The 20146-nt window shown below is 73.0% G+C and carries 20 protein-coding genes; 10 read left to right on the forward strand and 10 right to left on the reverse strand.

Annotation, left to right across the window (positions count from 1 at the left end):
• Positions 1–231: 231 nt before the first annotated feature.
• Positions 232–945 (reverse strand): hypothetical protein, encoded by a 714-nt coding sequence (locus AB0J76_RS35250; protein WP_352324495.1) that lies wholly within the window; start codon positions 943–945, stop codon positions 232–234.
• A 65-nt stretch (positions 946–1010) separates the two neighbouring features.
• Here AB0J76_RS35250 and AB0J76_RS35255 point away from each other — a divergent pair, with 65 nt between their 5' ends.
• The 10 genes from AB0J76_RS35255 to AB0J76_RS35300 all read left to right on the forward strand — a co-directional run bounded on the left by AB0J76_RS35255 (position 1011) and on the right by AB0J76_RS35300 (position 11832).
• On the forward strand, positions 1011–1454 hold the full coding sequence (locus AB0J76_RS35255) for an ATP-binding protein (protein WP_352324493.1): 444 nt from the start codon (positions 1011–1013) through the stop codon (positions 1452–1454).
• 131 nt (positions 1455–1585) lie between these two features.
• A complete protein-coding gene (locus tag AB0J76_RS35260) occupies positions 1586–1771 on the forward strand; it encodes a hypothetical protein (RefSeq protein ID WP_352324492.1) in 186 nt (61 codons plus the stop codon).
• A 35-nt stretch (positions 1772–1806) separates the two neighbouring features.
• Positions 1807–3396, forward strand: coding sequence for a hypothetical protein (locus tag AB0J76_RS35265; protein ID WP_352324491.1), 1590 nt, complete (start codon positions 1807–1809; stop codon positions 3394–3396).
• A gap of 63 nt (positions 3397–3459) precedes the next feature.
• Entirely contained in the window at positions 3460–4041 is a 582-nt protein-coding gene (locus tag AB0J76_RS35270) for a hypothetical protein (RefSeq protein WP_352324490.1), read from the forward strand.
• Positions 4038–5378, forward strand: coding sequence for a lanthionine synthetase C family protein (locus AB0J76_RS35275; RefSeq protein WP_352324489.1), 1341 nt, complete (start codon positions 4038–4040; stop codon positions 5376–5378). The genes AB0J76_RS35270 and AB0J76_RS35275 overlap by 4 nt, the downstream gene beginning before the upstream one ends.
• Positions 5375–8347 carry a lantibiotic dehydratase gene (locus tag AB0J76_RS35280; RefSeq protein WP_352324488.1) on the forward strand — a complete coding sequence of 991 codons (2973 nt, stop codon included), beginning with the start codon at positions 5375–5377 and terminating at the stop codon, positions 8345–8347. Before AB0J76_RS35275 ends, AB0J76_RS35280 begins: the two co-directional genes overlap by 4 nt.
• 86 nt (positions 8348–8433) lie before the next feature.
• Positions 8434–9738 carry an MFS transporter gene (locus tag AB0J76_RS35285; RefSeq protein WP_352324487.1) on the forward strand — a complete coding sequence of 435 codons (1305 nt, stop codon included), beginning with the start codon at positions 8434–8436 and terminating at the stop codon, positions 9736–9738.
• 100 nt (positions 9739–9838) lie between these two features.
• A complete protein-coding gene (locus AB0J76_RS35290; protein WP_352324486.1) occupies positions 9839–10354 on the forward strand; it encodes a DUF3592 domain-containing protein in 516 nt (171 codons plus the stop codon).
• A 132-nt stretch (positions 10355–10486) separates the two neighbouring features.
• Positions 10487–11113, forward strand: a complete 627-nt coding sequence (locus AB0J76_RS35295; RefSeq protein ID WP_352324484.1) for a hypothetical protein — start codon at positions 10487–10489, stop codon at positions 11111–11113.
• Positions 11114–11190: 77 nt separating this feature from the next.
• Positions 11191–11832, forward strand: coding sequence for a DsbA family protein (locus AB0J76_RS35300; RefSeq protein WP_352324483.1), 642 nt, complete (start codon positions 11191–11193; stop codon positions 11830–11832).
• A 150-nt stretch (positions 11833–11982) separates the two neighbouring features.
• Here AB0J76_RS35300 and AB0J76_RS35305 read toward each other — a convergent pair whose 3' ends face one another.
• The 9 genes from AB0J76_RS35305 to AB0J76_RS35345 all read right to left on the reverse strand — a co-directional run bounded on the left by AB0J76_RS35305 (position 11983) and on the right by AB0J76_RS35345 (position 20091).
• Entirely contained in the window at positions 11983–12165 is a 183-nt protein-coding gene (locus AB0J76_RS35305; RefSeq protein WP_352324482.1) for a DUF6624 domain-containing protein, read from the reverse strand.
• A 153-nt stretch (positions 12166–12318) separates the two neighbouring features.
• On the reverse strand, positions 12319–13551 hold the full coding sequence (locus tag AB0J76_RS35310) for a cytochrome P450 (protein WP_352324481.1): 1233 nt from the start codon (positions 13549–13551) through the stop codon (positions 12319–12321).
• Positions 13552–13873: 322 nt separating this feature from the next.
• A complete protein-coding gene (locus tag AB0J76_RS35315; protein WP_352324480.1) occupies positions 13874–14464 on the reverse strand; it encodes a hypothetical protein in 591 nt (196 codons plus the stop codon).
• Between the two features lie 245 nt (positions 14465–14709).
• Positions 14710–15723 carry a hemolysin family protein gene (locus AB0J76_RS35320; protein ID WP_352324479.1) on the reverse strand — a complete coding sequence of 338 codons (1014 nt, stop codon included), beginning with the start codon at positions 15721–15723 and terminating at the stop codon, positions 14710–14712.
• The gene (locus tag AB0J76_RS35325; protein ID WP_352324478.1) at positions 15720–17066 is read right to left on the reverse strand and encodes a hemolysin family protein; all 1347 of its coding nucleotides are present in this window, start codon (positions 17064–17066) and stop codon (positions 15720–15722) included. The genes AB0J76_RS35320 and AB0J76_RS35325 overlap by 4 nt, the downstream gene beginning before the upstream one ends.
• Before the next feature lie 298 nt (positions 17067–17364).
• Positions 17365–18081, reverse strand: a complete 717-nt coding sequence (locus AB0J76_RS35330) for an HAD-IC family P-type ATPase (RefSeq protein WP_364392237.1) — start codon at positions 18079–18081, stop codon at positions 17365–17367.
• A complete protein-coding gene (locus tag AB0J76_RS35335; protein ID WP_352324477.1) occupies positions 18024–19460 on the reverse strand; it encodes an HAD-IC family P-type ATPase in 1437 nt (478 codons plus the stop codon). Before AB0J76_RS35335 ends, AB0J76_RS35330 begins: the two co-directional genes overlap by 58 nt.
• Complete coding sequence (locus AB0J76_RS35340) at positions 19444–19791, reverse strand: metalloregulator ArsR/SmtB family transcription factor (RefSeq protein ID WP_352324476.1); 348 nt, start codon at positions 19789–19791, stop codon at positions 19444–19446. Before AB0J76_RS35340 ends, AB0J76_RS35335 begins: the two co-directional genes overlap by 17 nt.
• Positions 19792–19860: 69 nt before the next feature.
• Positions 19861–20091, reverse strand: a complete 231-nt coding sequence (locus AB0J76_RS35345; protein ID WP_352324475.1) for a twin-arginine translocase TatA/TatE family subunit — start codon at positions 20089–20091, stop codon at positions 19861–19863.
• Positions 20092–20146 lie beyond the last annotated feature (55 nt).

Consider the following 20146-nt stretch of genomic DNA (forward strand, 5'->3'; position numbering starts at 1 on the left):
CATCATCCCATCCCACCCCCTCGCCCTGGCATCCGCCATCGTGCCCCGCCTCCGGCACGGCGCCTGTCCACGCACGACGAACCCGACGGCCGAGGGCCCCGGGGTCGCCGGGCGGGGTGGTGGCCGAGGTCTGGAAGGTCACCTTGGCGGTCTGCTCGCGGGGGCGAGCCCGTGCCCGCTCGACGGCGGGCACGGGCTCGCCCAGCCCGATGTGTCGGCGGACGTGCCGGCTCAGCGGGCGAGCGGGAGACTGCCATGAAGGGGCACGTCTCCGCGGGACACGGCGATCGCCACCCCCAAGGTGACGGCGGCGTATCCGCAGGTCACGGTCAAACCCGCCCATGGCGGCAGCGGGTAGTAGCCCCCCAGCAGTGACGGGTCCACGTCCACATGCGCGAACGTCGGGATGCTCTGCGTGATCGCGAACCCGGCGGCCGGGGTGATCACCAGCAGCCACGGCGCCAGCCCCGCGGTCGCCAGCAGGTACGGCACGACGACCAGCACGATCACCAGCCCCGCCGCGAACCCGACCACGCCGACCACCACGGCCCTGGCCGCCAGCAGCCGCGCCGGACGCGACACGGCCGCCGGGCCGCTGCCGGCCGGTTCGCGCGGGTGTTCGGTCGGGCTGGGGCCCGTTGGTTCGGGCCGATTTCGGGTGGTGAGGAACGTGGCCGCCGCCACGAAGATCGGGATCAGCCCCACGGCCCCGCCGATCAGCAGGAGGTCGGCGCGCAGACCGCCCTCCACCGTGGCGGGCCCGATGTCGCCTCCCCCGGTCACGACGAGCTTCCCGCCGGACTCGACGACCCCGCCCGGGTGGTGCGGGGTCCTCCCGTCCGACTCCATGGAGACGCCGACGTCGTCGCGCCGCCAGGAACCGTCCGCCCCCTGCAGCTCGATCTGGTCGAAGGTGGCGGTGGCCTGGGCGAAGGCCTTCGCCATGTCCCACGGGCCGCCTGGCGAGGTGACGAACAGCCCGATCTCGACCGTCTCCGGCCGTCGATGGAGTGCTCGCCTCCCGCCGCCGCCGAGCCGCGGAACGCGGCATCGACCTCGTCGAACGCCTGACGCCCGCGGTGACGGCCGGGGACCCGAGACTGGTCGAGAGCCTCGTCGCCAACCTCGTCGACAACGCCGTCCGCCACAACCACCCGGACGGGCACGTGACGGTCACCACTCAGACGTCCGGCACGCAGGCGGCCCTCACGGTCGCCAACAGCGGGCCGGTCATCCCCGACGACCAGATCGAGCGCCTGTTCCACCCCTTCCAGAAACTGGCGCCCGATCGTCACGGCCGCCACGACGGCCACGGCCTCGGCCTCGCCATCGTCGACGCCGTCACCCGGGCGCACCGCGCCACCCTCACCGCCGATGCCCGCCCCGAAGGCGGCCTGTCCATCACCGTGCGGTTCGCGCAGGCGTCTCGAGGGCAGCCGGCTGACGGCCGATGATGCGGGCCCGGGGGCGCGCGGTGACCGCCGGCGTCCCGGACGGAAGAAGCTTGAAGAAGCCGATGGTTCTCGCTTGCCCGACGTCGAGCAGGACCAGCATCGAGCCGATGAGCCCGATGAGGGGAGTACCAATGGGGCAGAGCATCAAGGGGCCTATGGTCCTGCGCATCACCGAGGGCGAGATCGTCGACAGCCAGCTCTCCGAGGACGATCTGAGAGCGTTGAGCGACAAGAGCGAGGGAGCCGCCGCTCTGGCCAGGGTCAGATGCCCTGTCCTGTACTGCGCCGCCATGTACGACTCCGGCCCCCTGCGCTGAGGCCTCCGGTGCACACCGCTCAGGCAAGGCGGCAGATGGAGGAGATCCTCGCCGGCGACCGCCCGTTCGGCGACTGCGACTACATCCGTCAGCGCGTCCGCCTGCACTACCGTCACCGCCTGCTCCTGCTCAAGGAGCACTCCAAGGGCGCGCATCTGCTGCTCGCCGCACAGCGGGACGCCTCCGACGACCGGCACCACCAGGTGCTGGGCGACCCGGCGGTCCGGGTGGCGACCGACACCTGGCTGAGCGCCGTGCTCGGCGGCCGTGAGCTGCCCTGGCCCGAGGAGGAGCTGGACGCCGTCCTGGAGACCGCGGCGGCGCAGAGCCCTCGCGCGGCCGTGCCGCCGCTGGCCGAGGGCGCGGCGGATCTGGTGCGGCTGCACGAGACCGGCCGGCCCTGGGTGTGGTCCGAGCCCCGGGTTGAGGTGGACCCGCTGGGAGAGTTCTTCCGCCGCGTCTTCTCCGCGAGCTTCCATGGGCTCACCCTGACGAGCCCCGAGGGCCGCGTGCGCGAGACACTCCTGCGGGGCGCGGAGCTGCTGCACGAGCTCTGCCCCGTGCTGGCGCGGAGCGCGCTGAGCCACGTGCACCTGGTCGCCGTCGCGGGCAGGAAGTCGCCCGGCTCGGCGTCACCCGGCATCACGTCGCCCGGCTCGGCGTCGCCCGGCTCCACGTCACCCGGGTTCGCGTCGCTCACCCATCCTCGCATCCCGGGGGTGATCTTCCTGTCGGCCGCCGTGCTGGGCGACCCGTGGCAGGCCGCCGAGTATCTTCTGCACGAGGCGATGCACGTCAAGTTCACCGACCTCGAACACACCCACTCCCTGCTGGAGGAGGGCTACGACGCGGCGGAGTCGCCGCTGATCCGTCCGCACTGGAACCGGGCCAGGCCGCAGGCGGACGCGGGCTGGCCGGTGGATCGTGCCCTCACCGTGAGCCACCTCTACACCACCTTGGCGCTGTTCCACTCCACCGTGGCCGCCAGGCACGCGGAACTGGCCGACCGGTACGGGCCGATCACCGGCGCGGATCCCGCCCGGCAGGCGAGGCGGTCCTTCGACCGGGCCCAGTACCTCCTTCACCGTCTCGGCCACCACACCGACCAGCTCGGATCAGGCGGCCGGCTCTTCCTGCGCTGGCTGGGCGGGATCAACGAGGCGTTCGACCCGTCGCCCGCGCCGGCGGGCACGTACGCGCACCTCGTGCTCGACCTGTACGAGCGTGAAGCGGACACGATCCGGCGGGCCCTGTCCCGGCCGGACGCCGGGCACGCCGACGAGGACGCCGACGAGGACGCCGCCGCCCTGCGGAGCGCCGCGAGGCAGGAGATCAGCGGTTGCCTCGCCGTCCTGGCCGCGACCGGCGAGCCGAGCGACCAGCAGGACGAACTGCAGGGCCAGGACAGGGCGCTCGCGGAGCGCGAATCCTCCGGAGCGTCGTTCCGCGACAGCGCCGAGGCGTTCCTGCGGACGAGGGACCTGGTGCTGCGGGCGCTGGGCCCGGTGCCGCCCGCCGCGTTCCTGCGCCCCGTGCCCGACCGGTCGGAGGAGACCGTCACCGAGAAGGTACGGGCGATGGTCGAGGAGTCCGGCCGCCGCCTGGGCGCCCTGCTGGAGCGCTGATCAAGGGGTCGCGGGGCCGCGTCCCCGCGACCCGGCAACCGCGGACGTCAAGGAGCGCAGGCGATGCCCGACGAGGACGAGCAGGCACCGGGGAGTGCCGGCAGACCACAGGACCCGATCGTGGAGAGGTTGCGGCCCGATCCGGCGCAGGCGCCGGCGGCCGTCCTGCGCATGACCGGCTTTCTCGGCGACAGCGACCGGCCTGGCCACCGGCGGCTGTACTTCACGCGCGGGCTCGACTACTACGCGGAGTTCCGCACCGGCGACGTCATCGACATGACCACGGTCGCCCGCCACGAGGAGCCGTTCCGGGGCGAGGAGGCCACCCAGGTGACCCTGCGCCGCGACGCGACGGTGGAGTTCACCAGAACCCGTACGGCCCGCTCCCTCGACGAGTTCGACCTCGACGTGCGGATCGGCCGGTCGGGGAGCGGTCAGTGCATCCCGGGCCTGACCGACACCCGCGAGCACGACTGCGAGGAGCCGACGGCGGCGGAGGGCGGGGACTGCGTGACGCCGGGCACCTGCCAGCCGAGCTGCGAGACCTGCGTGACCAACTGCGGATCCTGCTACGAGACCTGCGTCAGCCCCACCAACTGCGCCAGCTGCGTGACCTGCGACGCCGGGTGCGGTGAGAACCGGTGAGCGCCGTCACGTCCGGGCCGCCCGTACGACGGCTGGGCACGGGGGCGCCGAGGACCGACGCCGCCTGGCAGAGCCCGCTCGGCCCCGACCGGCAGGCGGCGGCCCTCCGCGTCGCTCGCGACGTCGCCGCGCGGGTGACCGACCCGGGCCGGGTGGCGGCGGCGCTCGCCGCGTCCGTCGAACAGACCCGGTTCCCGAGATCCCTGGCCCGCAGGCCCTACGCCGTCGCGGACGGCGACGCGGGCCTCGCGCTGACCTGCGCCTACCTGGACGCGTGCCGGCCCGGCGAAGGCTGGGACGCGGTGGGCCACCAGTTCCTCACGGCGGCCGCGGCGGGCGTGGAAGCGGCGCCGGCGGGCCTGTTCGGCGGGTTGAGCGGGCTGGCGTTCGCCACCGTGTCGCTGAGCCGGGACGGGACCCGCTACCGGCGGATGCTCGCCGCGCTGGACGACGCCCTGGCGCCCCGAGCCGCGGCGATCGGCGCCCGGCTCGGCCAGACCCGCGAGCCGGGCCCGGTGAGCGCGTTCGACCTGATCTCCGGAGCCTGCGGCGTGGGCGCCCACCTGCTGCGGCACGACCCGCACGACATCCTCCCGGCGATCCTCGCCGGGCTCGTGACGCTCGCCCGGGAGCAGGAGCCGCCCGCCTGGATGACGCCCGCCCGCCTGATGGGCGACGAGACGATGTCCCGGCTGCACCCGCACGGCGCTCTGGACTGCGGTCTCGCGCACGGCATCCCAGGCCCGCTCGCCCTGCTGTCGCTCGCCCTGCGCGCGGGCGTCGAGGTGCCGGGCCAGGCGGACGCCGTCAGGCGCATCGCCGACTGGCTGGTCGCCCACCGTGCCGGGGACGACTGGCCCGCGTTCGTACCGCTGACCGGCGAGGGACGGCCCGGCCGGTCGGCCCCGTCACGGAGCGCGTGGTGCTACGGGACCCCCGGGGTCGCCCGCGCCTTGTGGCTGGCGGCCCAGGCGCTCGACGACGGCCTCCTGGGCGAGCTGGCGCTGGAGTCGATGGACGCCGTCCTGCGCCGGCCGGCCGAGCGGCGCGCGATCCCGTCGCCGACGTTCTGCCACGGGGTCAGCGGCCTGCTGCACGTCGTGCTCCGCTTCACCCGCGACACCGGCCTGTTCCGCCGGGAGGCGGCCGGGCTCGTGGACGAGCTGCTGGCCGCCTACCGGCCGGAACGGCCGCTCGGGTACGCCTCCCTGGAGCCGCAGGGCAACGCCGTGGACCGGGCCGGGGTCCTGGACGGCGCGGCGGGCGTCGTCCTGGTGCTGCTGGCCGCGGCGACGGACGTCGAACCGGCCTGGGATCGGCTCTTCCTGCTGTCATGACCCGCGCTGCCCGGAGCCTGTACACGCCGATGGACTGGGCGCTGGTGCGCGCCCCGCTGCTGCCGGTGGACGCCGCCGTGCGAGCGGGCAAGCCGGCGGAGCCGGGCCGCCTGCTGCCCGGCGCGCCGGCGGTGGTGGCGGCCATCCAGGTGGCGAGCGGCGATCTGGCCGCCGCTCTGGCGCGAACGGCGCCCGGCCATCCCAAGGCTCGGCGCATCGGCCGCAAGCTGCTGCGCTACCTCATCCGCATGAGCACCCGGCCGACCCCGTTCGGCCTCTTCGCGGGCGTCGCCCTGGCCGACTGGGGAGACTGCACCGACCTGGCCCTCGCCAAGCAGGAGCCGCGCACCCGCACCCGTCCGGACCTGGGCTGGCTCACGGACCTCGTCGCGCGCCTCGAAGCCGATCCCGAGGTGCGCGCCCGGCTGCGCCTGGTGGCCGACCCCGCCGTGCTGGTCCGCGCCGGGCGGGCGTTCCCGGCGGGCGGCACGGCGTCCGTGCGGGCCACTTCGGCGGTACGGCGGGCGCTCGCCCTGGCCCGCGAGCCCGTCTCGCGTGCGGAGCTCGTCGATGCGCTGATCACGCTGCCCGGCGCCACGCCGGAGAAGGCGGACGCCTTGATCGAGGACCTGCTCCGGCAAGGGTTCCTGCACCACGACCTGCGTCCGCCGCTCACCCGCGACCCCCTCGGCCACGTCCGGGAGCGGCTCGCCGGGCATCCCGTCGCGGACGACCTCGCCGGGTTGCGGGCGGCCCTGCGGGAGTGGGACGCCCGCCCGCTCGGCGAACGGGCCCGCACGTGGCCGGGCCTGCTGGACCGGATGACCGCGATCGTGTCCCCCGCCGACCCGCGCAACCTCCTCCAGACGGACCTCGCGCTGCCGCTGTCCGGGACCGGCCTGAACAGGCGGATCGGGACGGAGGCGGCGGCCGCGGCCGAGCTGCTGCTCCGGTTGAGCCCGCACCCCGCGGGACCGCCCCGCCTCGACGCCTGCCGCCGGGCGTTCGAGCGCCGCTACGGCGCGGGCCGCGAGGTCCCGCTGCTGGAGCTGGTCGACCCGGACTTCGGGCTGGGCCGCCCCACCGACGGCGGCAACCCGGCCCACGCGCCGGTCCACGCCCCGGTCCACGCGCCGGCCGCCCGGCACCGGCTGCTGACCGACCTGGCGGTGAACGCCTGCCGTGACCGGGTGACCGTCGTCGAACTCGACGACGACCTGCTGGCACGCCTCCAGACCTGGACCCCGGCGGCCGCGCCGGCCCCGCCGACCCTCGACCTCGCGGTCCTGGTGGCGGCCGCCGGCGCCGAGGCCGTGGACAAGGGCGACTTCCTGCTCGTCGTGGGCCCGAACCTGGGCGCGAACGCGGCCGGGCGCACCCTCGGACGCTTCGCCGACCTGCTCGGCCCCCCGGCGGCCACCGCGCTGGCGGAGGCGGCGCAGGCCGAATCCCGGCACGCGCCCGGCCGCCTCCTCGCCGAGGTGGTCTACACGCCGGAGCGGGCCCGTTCCGGCAACGTCGCCGTACGCCGGTGCGGGCACCGCCACGAGATCCGGCTCGGCCCTTCCACCGGCCTCGCGCCGGAGTGGGCCGTACCGGTGGACGAGCTGGTCGTGGGCCTGCGCGACGGCCTGTTCACCGTACGGTGGCCCGCCCGCGACGTGGAGGTCGTCGCCACGCAGTGCCACATGCTCAACCCGTCGCACGCGCCCCCGGCGGCCCGCTTCCTGCTGGACGCCGCCCGCGACGGCCGGTGCGTGTTCACCTCGTTCGACTGGGGGCCGGCCGCCGGTCTGCCGTTCCTGCCCCGGATCCAGCGGGGCCGCGTCGTCCTGTCCCTGGCCCGCTGGCGGGTCGATCCCGCGGCCCTGCGCGAGCCTGGCGGCCTGGCCGCCTGGCGGCGGGCGCAGCGCGTCCCGCGCCACGTGTACCTGGCCGGGGGCGACAACCGGCTGCTGCTCGACCTGGACGACCCCGACCAGGCCGGACTGCTGCGCGACGAGCCGCCGGGACGTCCCGTCACGCTGCAGGAGGCCCTGCCCCACCCGGATCACGCCTGGCTGCCGGGCCCGGAGGGCGCCCACCTCAGCGAGGTGGTGGTGCCGCTCGCGCTGAGGGAACCACCACGGACCGTCCCGCCGCGCCGCCGGACCTCCGGCGCCGTGCCTGCCGGCGCCCGCGTGCGCCCGCCCGGTAGCGACTGGCTCTACCTCAAGCTGTACGGCCCCCGCCGGTTCCAGGACGAGCTGATCGTCGACTCGCTGCGCCCCTTCGGGCAGTTCGTCACCGGAGCGGGGCTGGCCGCCGGCTGGTTCTTCCTGCGTTACGCCGATCCCGACCCGCACCTGCGCATCCGCTTCCACGGCGACCCCGCCACGCTGCTCGGCCCGCTCATGCGCCACGTCTGCGCGTGGGCGGCCGACCTGATCTCCACGGGCGCGTGCGCGACCTTCGCCTTCGACACCTACGAACGCGAGATCGAGCGGTACGGCGGCCTGGACGACATGCCGGCCGCCGAGGGCGTCTTCCTCGCCGACAGCCCGGCCGTGGCCGAGCTGCTGGCCCTGTCCAGAAGCCACGGATTCCCCTACGATCCGGCCACCGTGGCCGCGCTCAGCGTCGACGACCTGCTCGACGGCCTCGGTCTGGACGTCGAGCAGCGCACGCTCTTCTACCGCGACGCCGTCTCCCTCTCACCGGACGGCGGCCGGGACCATCGCCGGCGCTCCCGCGAGCTGCGCCGGCTGCTGGGCGATCCTGGTCCGGCCGTCCCGGCACCGCACGACCGGGCCCTCACATCGGTGCTGGCCGTCCGCCGCCGGAGCCTGCCGTCCGCGCGCCCCTCCCCCGTGGTGTGCCGCAGCCATGTGCACCTGCACTGCAACCGCTTGCTCGGCACCGGTCACGAGCTCGAACACCGCGTCCTGGAGCTCCTTCGCCGCACCCGCGACGGTCTCGCCCACCGGTGACCGCTTGGACAGCTTCATCCCTGATGGATAGTTTCTCTGGGTCCCGCCCGACCTGACCCGCCCCCCGCCTGCAAGGAAGACGCGCCGTGACCGACATCGTCCCGCTGCGGAGAAACGCGCGTTTTCAGCTGCTGTGGCTCGGCAGCGCGGTCTCGGAGCTGGGATCGCAGCTCACCGCGCTCGCCATGCCGCTTCTGGTGCTGGCGCTCACCGGCTCGCCCGGGCTGGCGGGCGTCGTCGCCGGAGCTCGTACCGTCGCGCTCCTGGCGGTCCAGATGCCGGCCGGCGTCTGGGTGGACCGGTGGGACCGCCGCCGTACGCTCATCACGGCCCAGGGCCTGCAGGCGGTGGTCTCCGCGCTGCTGACGGTGTTGATCATCACCGGTCGGGTACAGGTCTGGCAGTTCGTCACACTGGCCGTGCTGGACGGGCTGTGCGTCGCGTTCATCGGGCCCGTCCAGGACACGGCGCTGCGCGGCATCGTCCCCTCAGGCCAACTGCACAGTGCGTACGCGCAGGAGGAGGCCCGCAGCCACGCGGCCGGACTGATCGGCCCTCCGCTCGGCGGCCTGCTGTACGGCCTCGGGCGGGCAGTGCCCTTCGTCGTCGACACCGCCACCTTCGTCGCCGCCACGCTCTTCTACGCTCTGGCCAAGGTGCCCCGCCGCCCGGCGGACGAGCCGCCCCCCTCCGCCCGGGACGACGGCGAGGAGCAGCGGCCGATCCGGCGCGGCATGCGCCGGGAAGCGGCCGAGGCCCTCACCTGGTTGTGGCGGCGGCACGGCCTGCGGGAGGTCACCGCAGCGGTGACGGTCCTCAACCTGCTGGGCGGGGCGTTCCTCATCCCGCTGATCGTGCTCGTCGGCGAACGCGGCGGCGACGCGCGCGTCACCGGCACGGTCCTGGCCGGTCTCGGAATCGGCGGGCTGACCGGCGCGCTGCTGTCGGGCCGCCTCAGCAGGCTCCTGCCTCCCGGAAGGCTCCTGCTGGCCGTCGTCACGGTCTTCGGCGCCGCGCTGGCGGCCACGGCACTGCCCTGGGGCGCGTGGTGGCCGATGATCCCGTTGGTGTTCATCACCTTGTCCACGCCCTCGCTGAACGTGGTGATGAACGTCGTGGTCGCACGCATGGTGCCGGAGGCGATGCTCGGCCGGATGGGCGCGGTCCTGAGCATGAGTGCGATGGCGCTCAAGCCCCTCGGGCCCGTCCTCGGCGGGGCACTGGCTGCGGCGCTGGGCGGCGCGGCGGCCCTCGTCGTGCTGGGCGGACTGCTCGTCCTGACCGCCGCCGTGGCCGCGCTCAGCCCGGAGCTGCGCCGCTTCACCGGAGAAGCCGCCGCAGCCGGAGACGACACTCCCACCGACGACAAGGCCCCGCACGCCCCTGCCTAGCCGGTGCCGACCATGACCTCCGCTCTCGCCTTTCGCCGGCCGCGAACCATGCAACGCTGCCGATCGTTGTCCGAGTGTTGCCGATTCCAGGGGGACCGCGGTGGAGCAAGTCTTCGAGTACCTGCCCTTACTGTTCGTGGCGTTCGGCGCCGTGATCGTGCTGGTGTCGGTCAGGGGGATCGTGCACGGCAGGCGGTTCGTCCGCGGGGCGCGGCGAGTGCCGGGCGTGATCACCGACGTGGCCACCACGTTCACCGGACGCGGCGAGCATCTCAAGGCGAGCCGGCGTCCGGTGCTGACCTTCACCACCCTGGAAGGGCGGGAGGTGACCGCCGAGTCCTGGACGGAGTCGCAGCTGGGCATCGGCAGGGAGACCGACGTCCTCTACGACCCGGACGACCCGACGAAGGCCGTGCCCGCCGGCGACGCCGGTGTCGGGGGCGGTTACGGCGGCATCGTCATCGGGCTCATCGCCGCCGCCGTCGGCCTGGCCGTCTTCGCCGCCTCCTCCGGACATCTCACCCCGTTCGGCGGCGCGGATGACGGCTGCCAGATCGAGCACACCGACGGCACCTCCGAGCCCGTCGACTGCCCGCCGGGCGTGGACGTCGAGTGACGCGGGGAGGACTACTTCGGCATCAGAACGCTCGACCTGGCACAGCTCGGCACCTGGATCCTCCAGGCACGCCCCCTCCTGCAAGCCGGGCTGACCTGGTACCTGCCCGACTACTGCCTCCGCACCCAGCAGGTGAAGAAGGGACGCCCGGTCCAAAGAAGCAGGTCGATCCGTGATGCTCGGGCCGTCGACTTCCTGCTCAGAGGGCGGCGTGCGATCGAGGCGTCAGGCGACGAACCCGTCAAAAGCCGGCTCGTCCGACCGATCCTGGACATCAAGCTGCCCTACATCGACGGCGTCGGACTTCGGGACTTCAGCAGAATCACTGTCGAGGAGTTCGGCTCCTACGACCGTTTCCGCACCTACCTGCGCGGGAAGTTCCTCCAGCTCGACGAAGCCCAGGACGCCGTTCAGTCCGAAGTGGCCCTGACTCGGATCGGCCTGGAGATCCGGGAGCAGATTCAGGAATGCCAGGCCGAAATGGCCAGGATCCAGCGGACCAGAGCCCTTGCCGCGACCGGCGCCGTCCTCGGAACGACGGGAGCGACCCTCACCGCCGTCTACGGTCCGGCTCTGACCGCCGCGCTCGGAGTCCTGGGCGCCACCGGTGGAATATGGAGCGTGGTCCAAGCGATCAGCCAGAACAGTGTCCGGACACTCCGCGAGGGCAGGTGGTACTACATCTGGACCCTCGATCAGGCGTACGAGCAGAAACGCGCGAAGGGCGGCACTCCCCAGCGCTCGAAGAAGCGGCGTTAGGGTCCTGCCCTGCGCTGTCCTGGCGCGAACCACCGTCGCGGTGCGTGCGAGATCGGTCTGAGAGGAAGAAAGCCATCATGACGATCACGGAAGAGTCGGAGCTCGTCGAGGTCCCGTTCTGGTTCGATCCGCTGTGCCCTTGGGCGTGGGTCACCTCGCGCTGGCTGCTGGAGGTGGAGAAGGTACGGCCGGTGCACGCCGACTGGCGGCTCATGTCGCTGGCCCACCTGAACCTCGTCCAGCGCAAGGGCGAGGGGATGAGCGAGGACTACCGCAAGCAGATGGAGAACGCCTGGGGGCCGGTGCGGGTCTGCGCGGCCGCCGCCGAACACGCCGGCCGTGACGTTCTCGGTCCGTTGTACACCGCGATCGGCACCCGGTTCCACAACCAGAGACGTCGCGACGACCCCACAGTCATCACCGAAGCCCTCACAGAGGTGGGCCTGCCCGCTGGGTTGGCGGCGGCCGCCGACAGCGACGAGCTGGATCAGCTCATCAGGGACTCCCACGATGAGGCTTTCGACGAGGTGGGGCTCGATGTCGGCACTCCCGTTCTCCGCGTCGGCGGCATGGCCCTGTTCGGCCCGGTGATCAGGCGGGCGCCACGCGGTGAAGCAGCCGGCCGGCTCTGGGACGGCCTGGTCCTGGTCGCCGGGACGGAGGACTTCTTCGAGCTCAAGCGCAGCCGGGAGCGGGGCGTCCGACCGTCCTTCGACTGAGGGACGCCGCACCTGGCCGACGCCTGCTGCCGGGTTCGCGGTCCTCGGGCCGCCGCATGCGATACACCACCTGGAGGGCGGTGGCTTCCCGAGGCGCTGCTCCTGGCCCCGACCCTCCACCGGCGACCGATTCGCCTCCTGGGGCCAGGGTCACCCGTACTGCTGGCGCATGGAGCTGTCGTAGTCGGCGTGCGGCCCCAGCCCGACCTCGGCTCGCCGCTCGTCAAGCCGATCGCGATCTTCTATCGGCTGCGGCCGGAGAACGCCGTCAGGAGCGTGGTACTGCATGCCGAACACCTGCGGCCGTCCCTCACCGACACGGACCCGGTCCACGAGATAGGCGAGGTACGCAGGCGGTGTTGTCGGCGTCCACGGCCGTCCACCGCTCCATCAGGTCATCGGGCACGGGACCGCTCCTGCACAGGCTCAGGCACACCTCCTGATCGCGCCTCATGCGTTCCAGCAGCTCAGCGCGGAGCTCATCGTTCATCGTGCCGCTTCTGACATGCCGGAGGTCAGCGTCACGGGCAGGCGGAGCACGTCGGTGCCGATGAAGGAGGGTAGCGGCTGGAGATCCTGCGGGCCGGTGGCCAGCCGCAGATCGGGAAAGCGCTCGAACAGGGCGGGCAGAGCGATACGCGCCTCCAGCCGGGCCAGCGGCGCGCCCAGGCAATAGTGCATGCCGTGGCCGAAGGCCAGGTGCGCCCGGTCGTGCCGGTCGATGTCGAAGCGGTCGGGATCGGCGTTGACGGCGGGATCACGCCCGTGGGCGCCGAAGCCGATGAGGATGAGGTCGCCGGCTCGGATGACGGTCTGCCCGTCCAGGGGGATGTCGTCAGTGGCGTAGCGCATCGGCAGATGCATGACGGGCGGGCGCCGGCGCAGGGTCTCCTCGATGACGTCGTCCCAGCGTGCGGGGTCGCGGCGGGCGACAGCGAGCTGCTCGGGGTGGCTGAGCATGGCGATGACGGCATGGTCGAGCAGGGACACGGTGGTCTCGCTGCCCGCGCCGATCATCAGGAGCAGCGTGCTGACGAGCTCGTCGTCGCTGAGCTGATCGAGTCCGCTGTCCCTGGCGGCGATCAGCCGGCTGGTCATGTCGTCGCCGGGCCGGGCCCGTTTGGCCTCGATGAGACGGAGCATCGAGGCGATCATCCCCTGCTGGACGTGGATCGCCTGCCCGGCTGACAGGCTGGTGTCCACCACGGCGTCGATGGTGGCCAGCATGGCGGGCCGCTGGTCCAGCGGCACACCGAACAGGTCGCAGATGACCTGGGTGGGGATCTTGTAGGAGTAGCGGGCCCGCAGGTCCAGCACGCCTCCCGGGGCCTCGGCGGCCAGGACGTCCAGCAACGTGGTGACGACGGCGATGATCGGCTGCCGCATCGCCGCCACGCGGCGGGGCGTGAACGCCTTGCCGACCAGGTTCTTCAACCGGTGGTGGTCGGGGTCGTCGGTGGTGAACATGCTCTTCACGTCCACCCAGGCGGTGAGCCAGCCGATCGCGTAGGGACGGTAGCCGGGCCAGGACTTACGCGCGTCCTTGGAGACGTGGGGATGCGTCAGCAGGTGCTTGACGACGTCCCCGTCGGTCACCGACCAGGCGGTGAGGTCGCCGGGCAACCGGACGGGCACGGCCGGTCCGGCGGCTCGTAGGGAGTCGGCCTGCTCATAGACGCGGTGTCCGCTGCTGTCGAGAACCACGGGTGTGGGGGTCACGCGGGGCCTCCCGTGCGGGTGGGAGCTACTGCGGGCTGACGGGACACGGCGAAGGGGTCGCCTTGTCGTGCGGCGAAGCCCACGCCGAGCGCTGCGAGGCGGGTGCGGAAAGACCTGGCCGGTCGGGGCCGCACTCTCCTCCCAGTTCCAGATTCCACGCCTTGTCGAAGGTCGTTTCAAGGGCCCGTCCCTGAACACCTGGCCGGGAGCAGCGCCTGCCAGGCGGGTCCGCGCCGCGGCGAAGGCCGGTCCGCGCGGAGAGCCCCCGGCCCTCTCGCGGTTCAAGGGGGCCGGGGGCTCGCGGCGGTGCCGGGGTGCGCGTTCAGGCGGAGGGGGTCGCCCTGACGTAGCTGACCTCGACGTTCAGATAGGTCCCGACGCCGTAGTCATGGCCGCGGATGGCCAGGAGGTTGCAGCGCTCCAGGTGCCTGGCGGGCAGGACGACGTTGATGGCGCCCGCGGCGCAGCCGCCGCTCCTGACGGCCTGGACGAGGCGGCCGTTGAAGTAGACCCGCGCATCGTTGTCGATCGTTCCCTGGATGCGGACCAGCCGGGCGTTGCGCGGGATGTGCACCCAGTGGCGTACCAGGATGTCGGTGTTCACCGCCCAGGGCGTCTTGACGTTGGTGGAATTGTTCCACGAGCAGATCCGGTTGGTGGTGCCAAATCCTTCTTGTCCGCTCGACCAGTCGCTGTCGTCGAAGTCCGGCTCGTAGAAACGCGGGGCGTCGGCCCCGGGCGGCACCTGGAGGTATTTCCAGTCGGTGCTGTTGTAGCCGAGGACGGTGACGACATTTTGCCGCTTTCCGGCCAGGGAGGCCGACGCCGACGCCGGCGCGGGCAGGGCCACGGCGGCCAGCAGCGAGCCGGCCGCGAGGCCGGCGGGAAGGAAACGCAGCAGTTTCTTGAACATGGCGATCTTCCTCCGTCGATTGTGCGAAATGTCGATCCTGCGGCCACCGAAAGGGACATGTCTATCCATGTCGCAATTCTGCCGCCTAACATCCCGGCCGGAATGGGTAAATCGAATCATAATTTGAGCACACACCGACAGGTTAAGCAATGGCAAAGAAACGCCGGCGAGAGAAGCCAAGCACATTCATCGTCAATGGGAATTTATCCGATATACCGAATAAACGCCCTTCCTTCGCGAGGTGGTCAGGCGGGCACCAGCAGGGTGGTGAGCAGGTCGTCCAAGGTGACGAGGCCGACGACCGCGCCGGCGCCGTCGCGGATCACGGCGATCTGGCTGTGGGCGGCGCGCAGCCGGGCGACCGCGTCGGCGACCGAGGTCTCCCGGGGCAGGTCCGGCACCCGGTAGGCGAGCTGGGCGGCGGTGGTGGCGGCGCCGCGCCGGCGGGCCAGGTAGGCGTCGCGCAGGTGCACGATCCCGCTCGGCTCGGCGCCGGACCACACGATCAGCCGGGTGCGCCCGGACCGGTTGCAGGCGTCGATGACGTCCTGGGCGGCGGCGGTGGCGGGGACGCCGACGATCCGCTCGGCCGGGGTGATCAGCGCGGTGATGCCCGACTGCGGCGCCTGCAGCGCCTGGCTGAGCACCACGTGGTCGTCGGGCTCGATCAGGCCGAGCCGGCGCGACTCCGCCACCAGGTGCCGGAGCTGGTCGGGGGTGCGCGCCTTGGCGCCCGCCTCGTCCGGACGGACGCGGAACAGCCGCAGCAGGCCGTTGGTGACGGCGTTCAGCGCGCTGATCAGCGGGCGGACCAGCAGGGTGAAACCGCGGAACGGCAGCGCGAGCAGGGTGGCCGAGCGCTCGGGGTGGGCGATGGCCCAGGACTTGGGCGCCATCTCGCCGAGCACCATGTGCAGGAACGTCACGACCGCCAGCGCGATGACGAACGCCACCGCGTGCGCGGCGGCCTCGGGCAGGCCGACGGCGCCGAAGAGCGGGGCGAGGGTGCCGGCGATCAGCGGTTCGGACACCACGCCGAGCCCGAGCGAGCACAGCGTGATGCCGAGCTGCGCGCCGGCCAGCATGAGCGACAGCTCCTTGATCCCGGACAGGGCGGCGGAGGCGGCCTTGCTCCCCTGCGCGGCGGCCTTCTCCAGACGGTGCCGCTTGGCGGCGACCAGGGCGAACTCGGCGGCGACGAAGAAGCCGTTGCCGATCAGCAGCAGCAGGGTGAGCGGCAGCCCGACGGACAGGTTCATGCCTGCTCCTGCGATTCGTCACGGTAGGGGGTCAGGCGCACGCGGTCGGGCACGTGCCGGTCCAGCGTCAGCACCTCGATGCGGGCGTGCGTGGGGGCACGGGGGTCGAGGGTGGCGGGCAGGCCGGCGGTGATGACGTCGCCCGGGACGGCGAAGCGGCCCAGCCGGTGCAGGACGAGCCCGGCCAGGGTGTCGTACTCGTCCTCGTCGGGCAGGTTCAGGTCCGTCTCCAGAGCGATCTCGTCGATGCGCAGGGCGGCGTCCAGTTCCCAGGCCTCGCCCTGGCGCACCGCCCGTGGCGTGTCGGCGTCGTTCTCGTCGGCGATCTCGCCGACCAGTTCCTCGGCGACGTCCTCCCAGGTGACCAGTCCGGCCAGGCCGCCGTGCTCGTCCACCACGCAGGCCAGTTCCTGGCCGCGCGTGTGCATCTGGGCGACCAGGTCCGGCAGGTTGATCGAGAAGGGCACGATCAGCACGTCGTGGGCGAGGTCGGCGACACGGGTGGCGGCGGCCTGCTCGACCGGGACGGCGGCCAGGTCGCCCAGGCTGACCACGCCGATCACCTCGTCCAGGGTGGCGCCGAGCACCGGGTAGTGGGTGTGGCCGTGGGCGGCGACGAGCTCGTCCAGGTCGGGCACGGTGGCCGCGCCGGTCACGGCGACCACCTCCACGCGTGGCACCATCACTTCCTCGGCGGTGTGATCGGAGAAGGCCAGGGCCCGTTCGAGCACGTCGGCGTGGCTGCCGGGCAGGTGGCCGTGGGCCTCGGACTCGCCGATGATGTGGCCCAGCTCCTCCAGGGTGGCGCCGTGGTGCAGTTCCTCGACCGGCTCGATGCCGACGGCGCGCAGCAGCTTGTTGGCGGCGGTGTCGAACAGCTTGATCACCGGTCCGGCGATGGCCAGGTAGACCAGGGTGGAGCCGGCCAGCGCGCGGGCCAGCGGCTCCGGGCGGGCCAGCGCCAGGTTCTTGGGGGCGAGCTCGCCCAGCACCATCTGGATCACGGTGGCCAGCGCGAAGCCGATGCCGAGCGCGATGCCGCCGATCGCCGCCCGCGGCACGCCGGCCGCCTCCAGCGCGGGCGCGATCAGCTCGGCCAGCGCGGGCCTGGCGATGAAACCCACGATCAGCGCGGTGACGGTGATGCCGAGCTGCGCGCCGGACAACATGAACGACAGCCGTTCCATCACCTTGACCGCCTTGGCCGCCTTCTTGTCGCCGGCGGCGGCCTGCTGGGACAGGGCGAGCCGGTCGGCGCTGACGTAGGCGAACTCCTGGGCGACGAAGTAGCCGGTGGCGAGGGTGAGCAGGACGATGGCCACCAGGCCGAGTGCGACGCTCATCGCGGCTGTGCACCCCGCAGACGAAGGCCGTACCTGGGGCTGGGCCTACTGCCAGGTCAACGCGTATGGATGAGAGTAAGTGCCGGATGTGATCCGCGTCTCAGCCGGGTTCAGTCGCAGTGGGAGCCTCCCGTCGCCTCTACCATGATCAGCGATTTGTGATCTTCACTGTGAGGAGCGATCCAGTGGTGTCCGGGCAAGAACGCGTGCGGGCCGTGCTCGAGCACCGGCTCACCCAGCGGGCCGTCATCGGCGTCATCGTGCTCAACGCGGCCACGATCGGCTGCGAGACCAGCGCCTATCTGATGGACCGGGCGGGCGGCAGCACGGCCGGCGCGGCCCGGTCGAAGGCGAAGGCGAGCTGGGCGACGTCGAAGCAGACGTTCTGCAGGAGCACCTGGACCGGCAACATCGGCAGGAACGGCAGCGCCAGCCCGGCCGCCAGCATCGCGATCACGTTCCCGAGGTTGGACGACAGCGCGATGCGCAGGTAGGTGACGATGTTGCCGGTGCTGCGCCGTCCGGCGACGATCGCCTGGTCGATCGCCGACAGGTCCTTGCCGGCCAGCACGACGTCGGCGGCCTCGCGGGTGACGTCCACGGCGGCGCGCGGGCAGATGCCGACGTCGGCGGCGCGCATGGCGGGCGAGTCGTTGACGCCGTCGCCGAGGAAGCCGACCGTGTGCCCGGCCTCGCGCAGCAAGCGGACGACGCGGGCCTTGTCGTCCGGCGTGCAGCGGGCGATCACCGTGGCCCGTTCGGCGGACGCGGCGGTGAGGTCGGCCGCCTCGATCACCGCCCCCACGTCGAGGCCCAGCTCCCGGCACGTACGGGCGGCGGTGGCCGGATGGTCGCCGGTCAGCACCTTCAGGGTGATGCCCCTGCGGGCCAGCAGCGCCAGCGCGGCGGCGGCGTCCGGCGACGGCTCGTCGACGAGGGTGAGGAAGCCGGCGAGCGTCAGCCCGCCTTCTGTGCCGGGACCGGCGGACCGGTCGCACACGGCGACCGCGAGCACCCGCGCACCGGCCTCGGCCAGGGCTCCGGCGACCTCGCCGGCCCGCAGCCGGTCGCCCGGTCCCATCGCGCACCGGTCGAGCACCGCCTCCACGGCGCCCTTGACCACGACGACGTCCGCGCCGCCGTCGCGGACCACCGCGCGGGACAGGCGCCGGCGGGATCGAAGGGGGTGGCCTCCAGCCCCTCGGTGTCGCCCGGGTCGGGCGCGCACTCCAGGATCGCCTCGTCGAGCGGGTCGGGGATCAGCGGATCGGCCAGGTGCAGCGTCCAGAAGCTGTTGACGGCCGCCCAGCGCAGCACCTCGGGATCCGGCCTGCCGTCAGGGCCGACGGACCCGCTCAGCACCGGCCGGTCGCGGGTCAGCGTGCCGGTCTTGTCCATGCACAGGACGTCGATCGCCCCCACGTCGTGCAGCGCGGGCAGCCGCTTGACGATCACGCCCTGGCGGGCCAGCAGCGCCGCTCCCCGGGCGAGGGCCGTGGTCACCACGACCGGCAGCATCTCGGGCGTCAGGCCCACGGCCACCGCCACGGCGAACGGCAGCGCCTCCAGCCCTCTGCCGCGCAGGACGGCGCCGGCCACCAGCGCCACGGGCGGGACGACCAGCATGAGCCGGACCAGGATCCAGGAGATGCCGTTCACCGACTGGTCGAAGGCCGAACGCCTGCGCACCGGAGCGTGGTGGGCGCCGGCGAACCGGGTGCCGCCGCCGGTGGCCGTCACCACCGCCAGCGCGCTGCCGGAGGCCACGCTGCTGCCCTGCCAGCACAGGTGGTCGTCGCCCTCGGGCAGGTCGCGCGCCCGCTTGGGCACGGGCGCCGACTCGCCCGTCAGCGGCGCCTGATGGACGGTCAGGCCGGCGGCCCGCAGCAGCCGCACGTCGGCGGGGACCAGGTCGCCGGGCCCCAGCTTGACGACGTCACCGGGGACGAGCTGGTCGACGGGGATCTCCCGTTCCCGGGGCTCGCCTCCCTCGTGGGCGCGCCGTCTCACGGTGGCCGTGGTGGCCACCAGCCTGCGCAGGGCCGCGGTCGAGCGGTCGGCCCGGAACTCGCCGTTGGCGCGCAGCAGGCAACTCGCCACGACCAGCAGGACGATGACGCCCGCCGTGCCCCAGGAGCTGATCACGGCGGCGACGAGCCCCAGCGCGAGCAGCGTCATGGTGAACGGGTCACGCAGGCTGCGGGCCAGGCGGCGCGGCCAGGACACCGGCCGCTGGGCGGGGATCGTGTTCTCGCCGCGGTCCAGCAGGCGGGCCTCGGCCTGGTCCTCCGTCAGGCCGCGCGGCCCGGTGTCCAGCAGGCGCAGGGTCTGGAGCTGGGTCAGCGGGGCCGGACCGGCGCCGGCCGTGGTCGGCGCGTCAGGCGCCCAGACCATGGACGCGTCCCGCGGAGGTGCCGGCCCGCTGCGAGAGCCGCCCGACGAGCCCGCGCACGGTGGCCACGACGTCCTCGTCGTCGATCAGGTAGACGACCCTGCGGCCCTCGCGGCGGGAGCGGACCAGGCCGGCCAGCTTGAGCTTGGCCAGGTGCTGGCTGATCGCGGGCAGCGCGCCGCCCACCCGCTCGGCCAGCCCGGACACGTCGCACTCGCCCTGCGCCAGCGCCCACACGATGTGCAGCCTGGGCGGCGAGGCGAGCAGCGCGAAGGCGGCCGCGGCCTCGGCCAGCACTTCGGCGGGCGGGTCAGGGGTCTGTGCGCCGGCCACCTTCACTCCTTCTTGGGACAGGTGCCAAGTCTAGGCGCGCGGCGCGCCGGCTCCCGAGCGTCGCATCCGCTACCGGCCGTCCTGCCGCGCGCCGGCCCGCAACCTGGCCGCCTGCTCCTCCAGACGCCGGGCCTGCTCCTCCAGCGAGAGGGCCGGCTCGTCCGTCCTGGTGGTCTCGGCCTTGAAGATCCGCAACGAACGGCCGACGGCGCGGGCCGTGTCGGGCAGCCGCTTGGCCCCGAACAGGAACATGAAGACGAGGGCGATGATCAGGATCTCCGCCCAACCGAGGTCGGCCATGGTGTCGTCCTTACTGAGCAGGTGTTTTGTCAGCTTCAGACTGCATCAAGGTTGC

This window comes from Nonomuraea sp. NPDC049624, from assembly GCF_040675255.1.
Lineage (GTDB): Bacteria > Actinomycetota > Actinomycetes > Streptosporangiales > Streptosporangiaceae > Nonomuraea.

Bases quoted from the DNA above. Each gene is read 5' to 3' on its own strand.
- AB0J76_RS35250 (WP_352324495.1), bottom strand. From the start codon at position 945: ATGGCGAAGGCCTTCGCCCAGGCCACCGCCACCTTCGACCAGATCGAG.
- AB0J76_RS35260 (WP_352324492.1), top strand. From the start codon at position 1,586: ATGGGGCAGAGCATCAAGGGGCCTATGGTCCTGCGCATCACCGAGGGC.
- AB0J76_RS35265 (WP_352324491.1), top strand. From the start codon at position 1,807: ATGGAGGAGATCCTCGCCGGCGACCGCCCGTTCGGCGACTGCGACTAC.
- AB0J76_RS35270 (WP_352324490.1), top strand. From the start codon at position 3,460: ATGCCCGACGAGGACGAGCAGGCACCGGGGAGTGCCGGCAGACCACAG.
- AB0J76_RS35280 (WP_352324488.1), top strand. From the start codon at position 5,375: ATGACCCGCGCTGCCCGGAGCCTGTACACGCCGATGGACTGGGCGCTG.
- AB0J76_RS35300 (WP_352324483.1), top strand. From the start codon at position 11,191: ATGACGATCACGGAAGAGTCGGAGCTCGTCGAGGTCCCGTTCTGGTTC.
- AB0J76_RS35315 (WP_352324480.1), bottom strand. From the start codon at position 14,464: ATGTTCAAGAAACTGCTGCGTTTCCTTCCCGCCGGCCTCGCGGCCGGC.
- AB0J76_RS35320 (WP_352324479.1), bottom strand. From the start codon at position 15,723: ATGAACCTGTCCGTCGGGCTGCCGCTCACCCTGCTGCTGCTGATCGGC.
- AB0J76_RS35325 (WP_352324478.1), bottom strand. From the start codon at position 17,066: ATGAGCGTCGCACTCGGCCTGGTGGCCATCGTCCTGCTCACCCTCGCC.
- AB0J76_RS35335 (WP_352324477.1), bottom strand. From the start codon at position 19,460: ATGGTCTGGGCGCCTGACGCGCCGACCACGGCCGGCGCCGGTCCGGCC.
- AB0J76_RS35345 (WP_352324475.1), bottom strand. From the start codon at position 20,091: ATGGCCGACCTCGGTTGGGCGGAGATCCTGATCATCGCCCTCGTCTTC.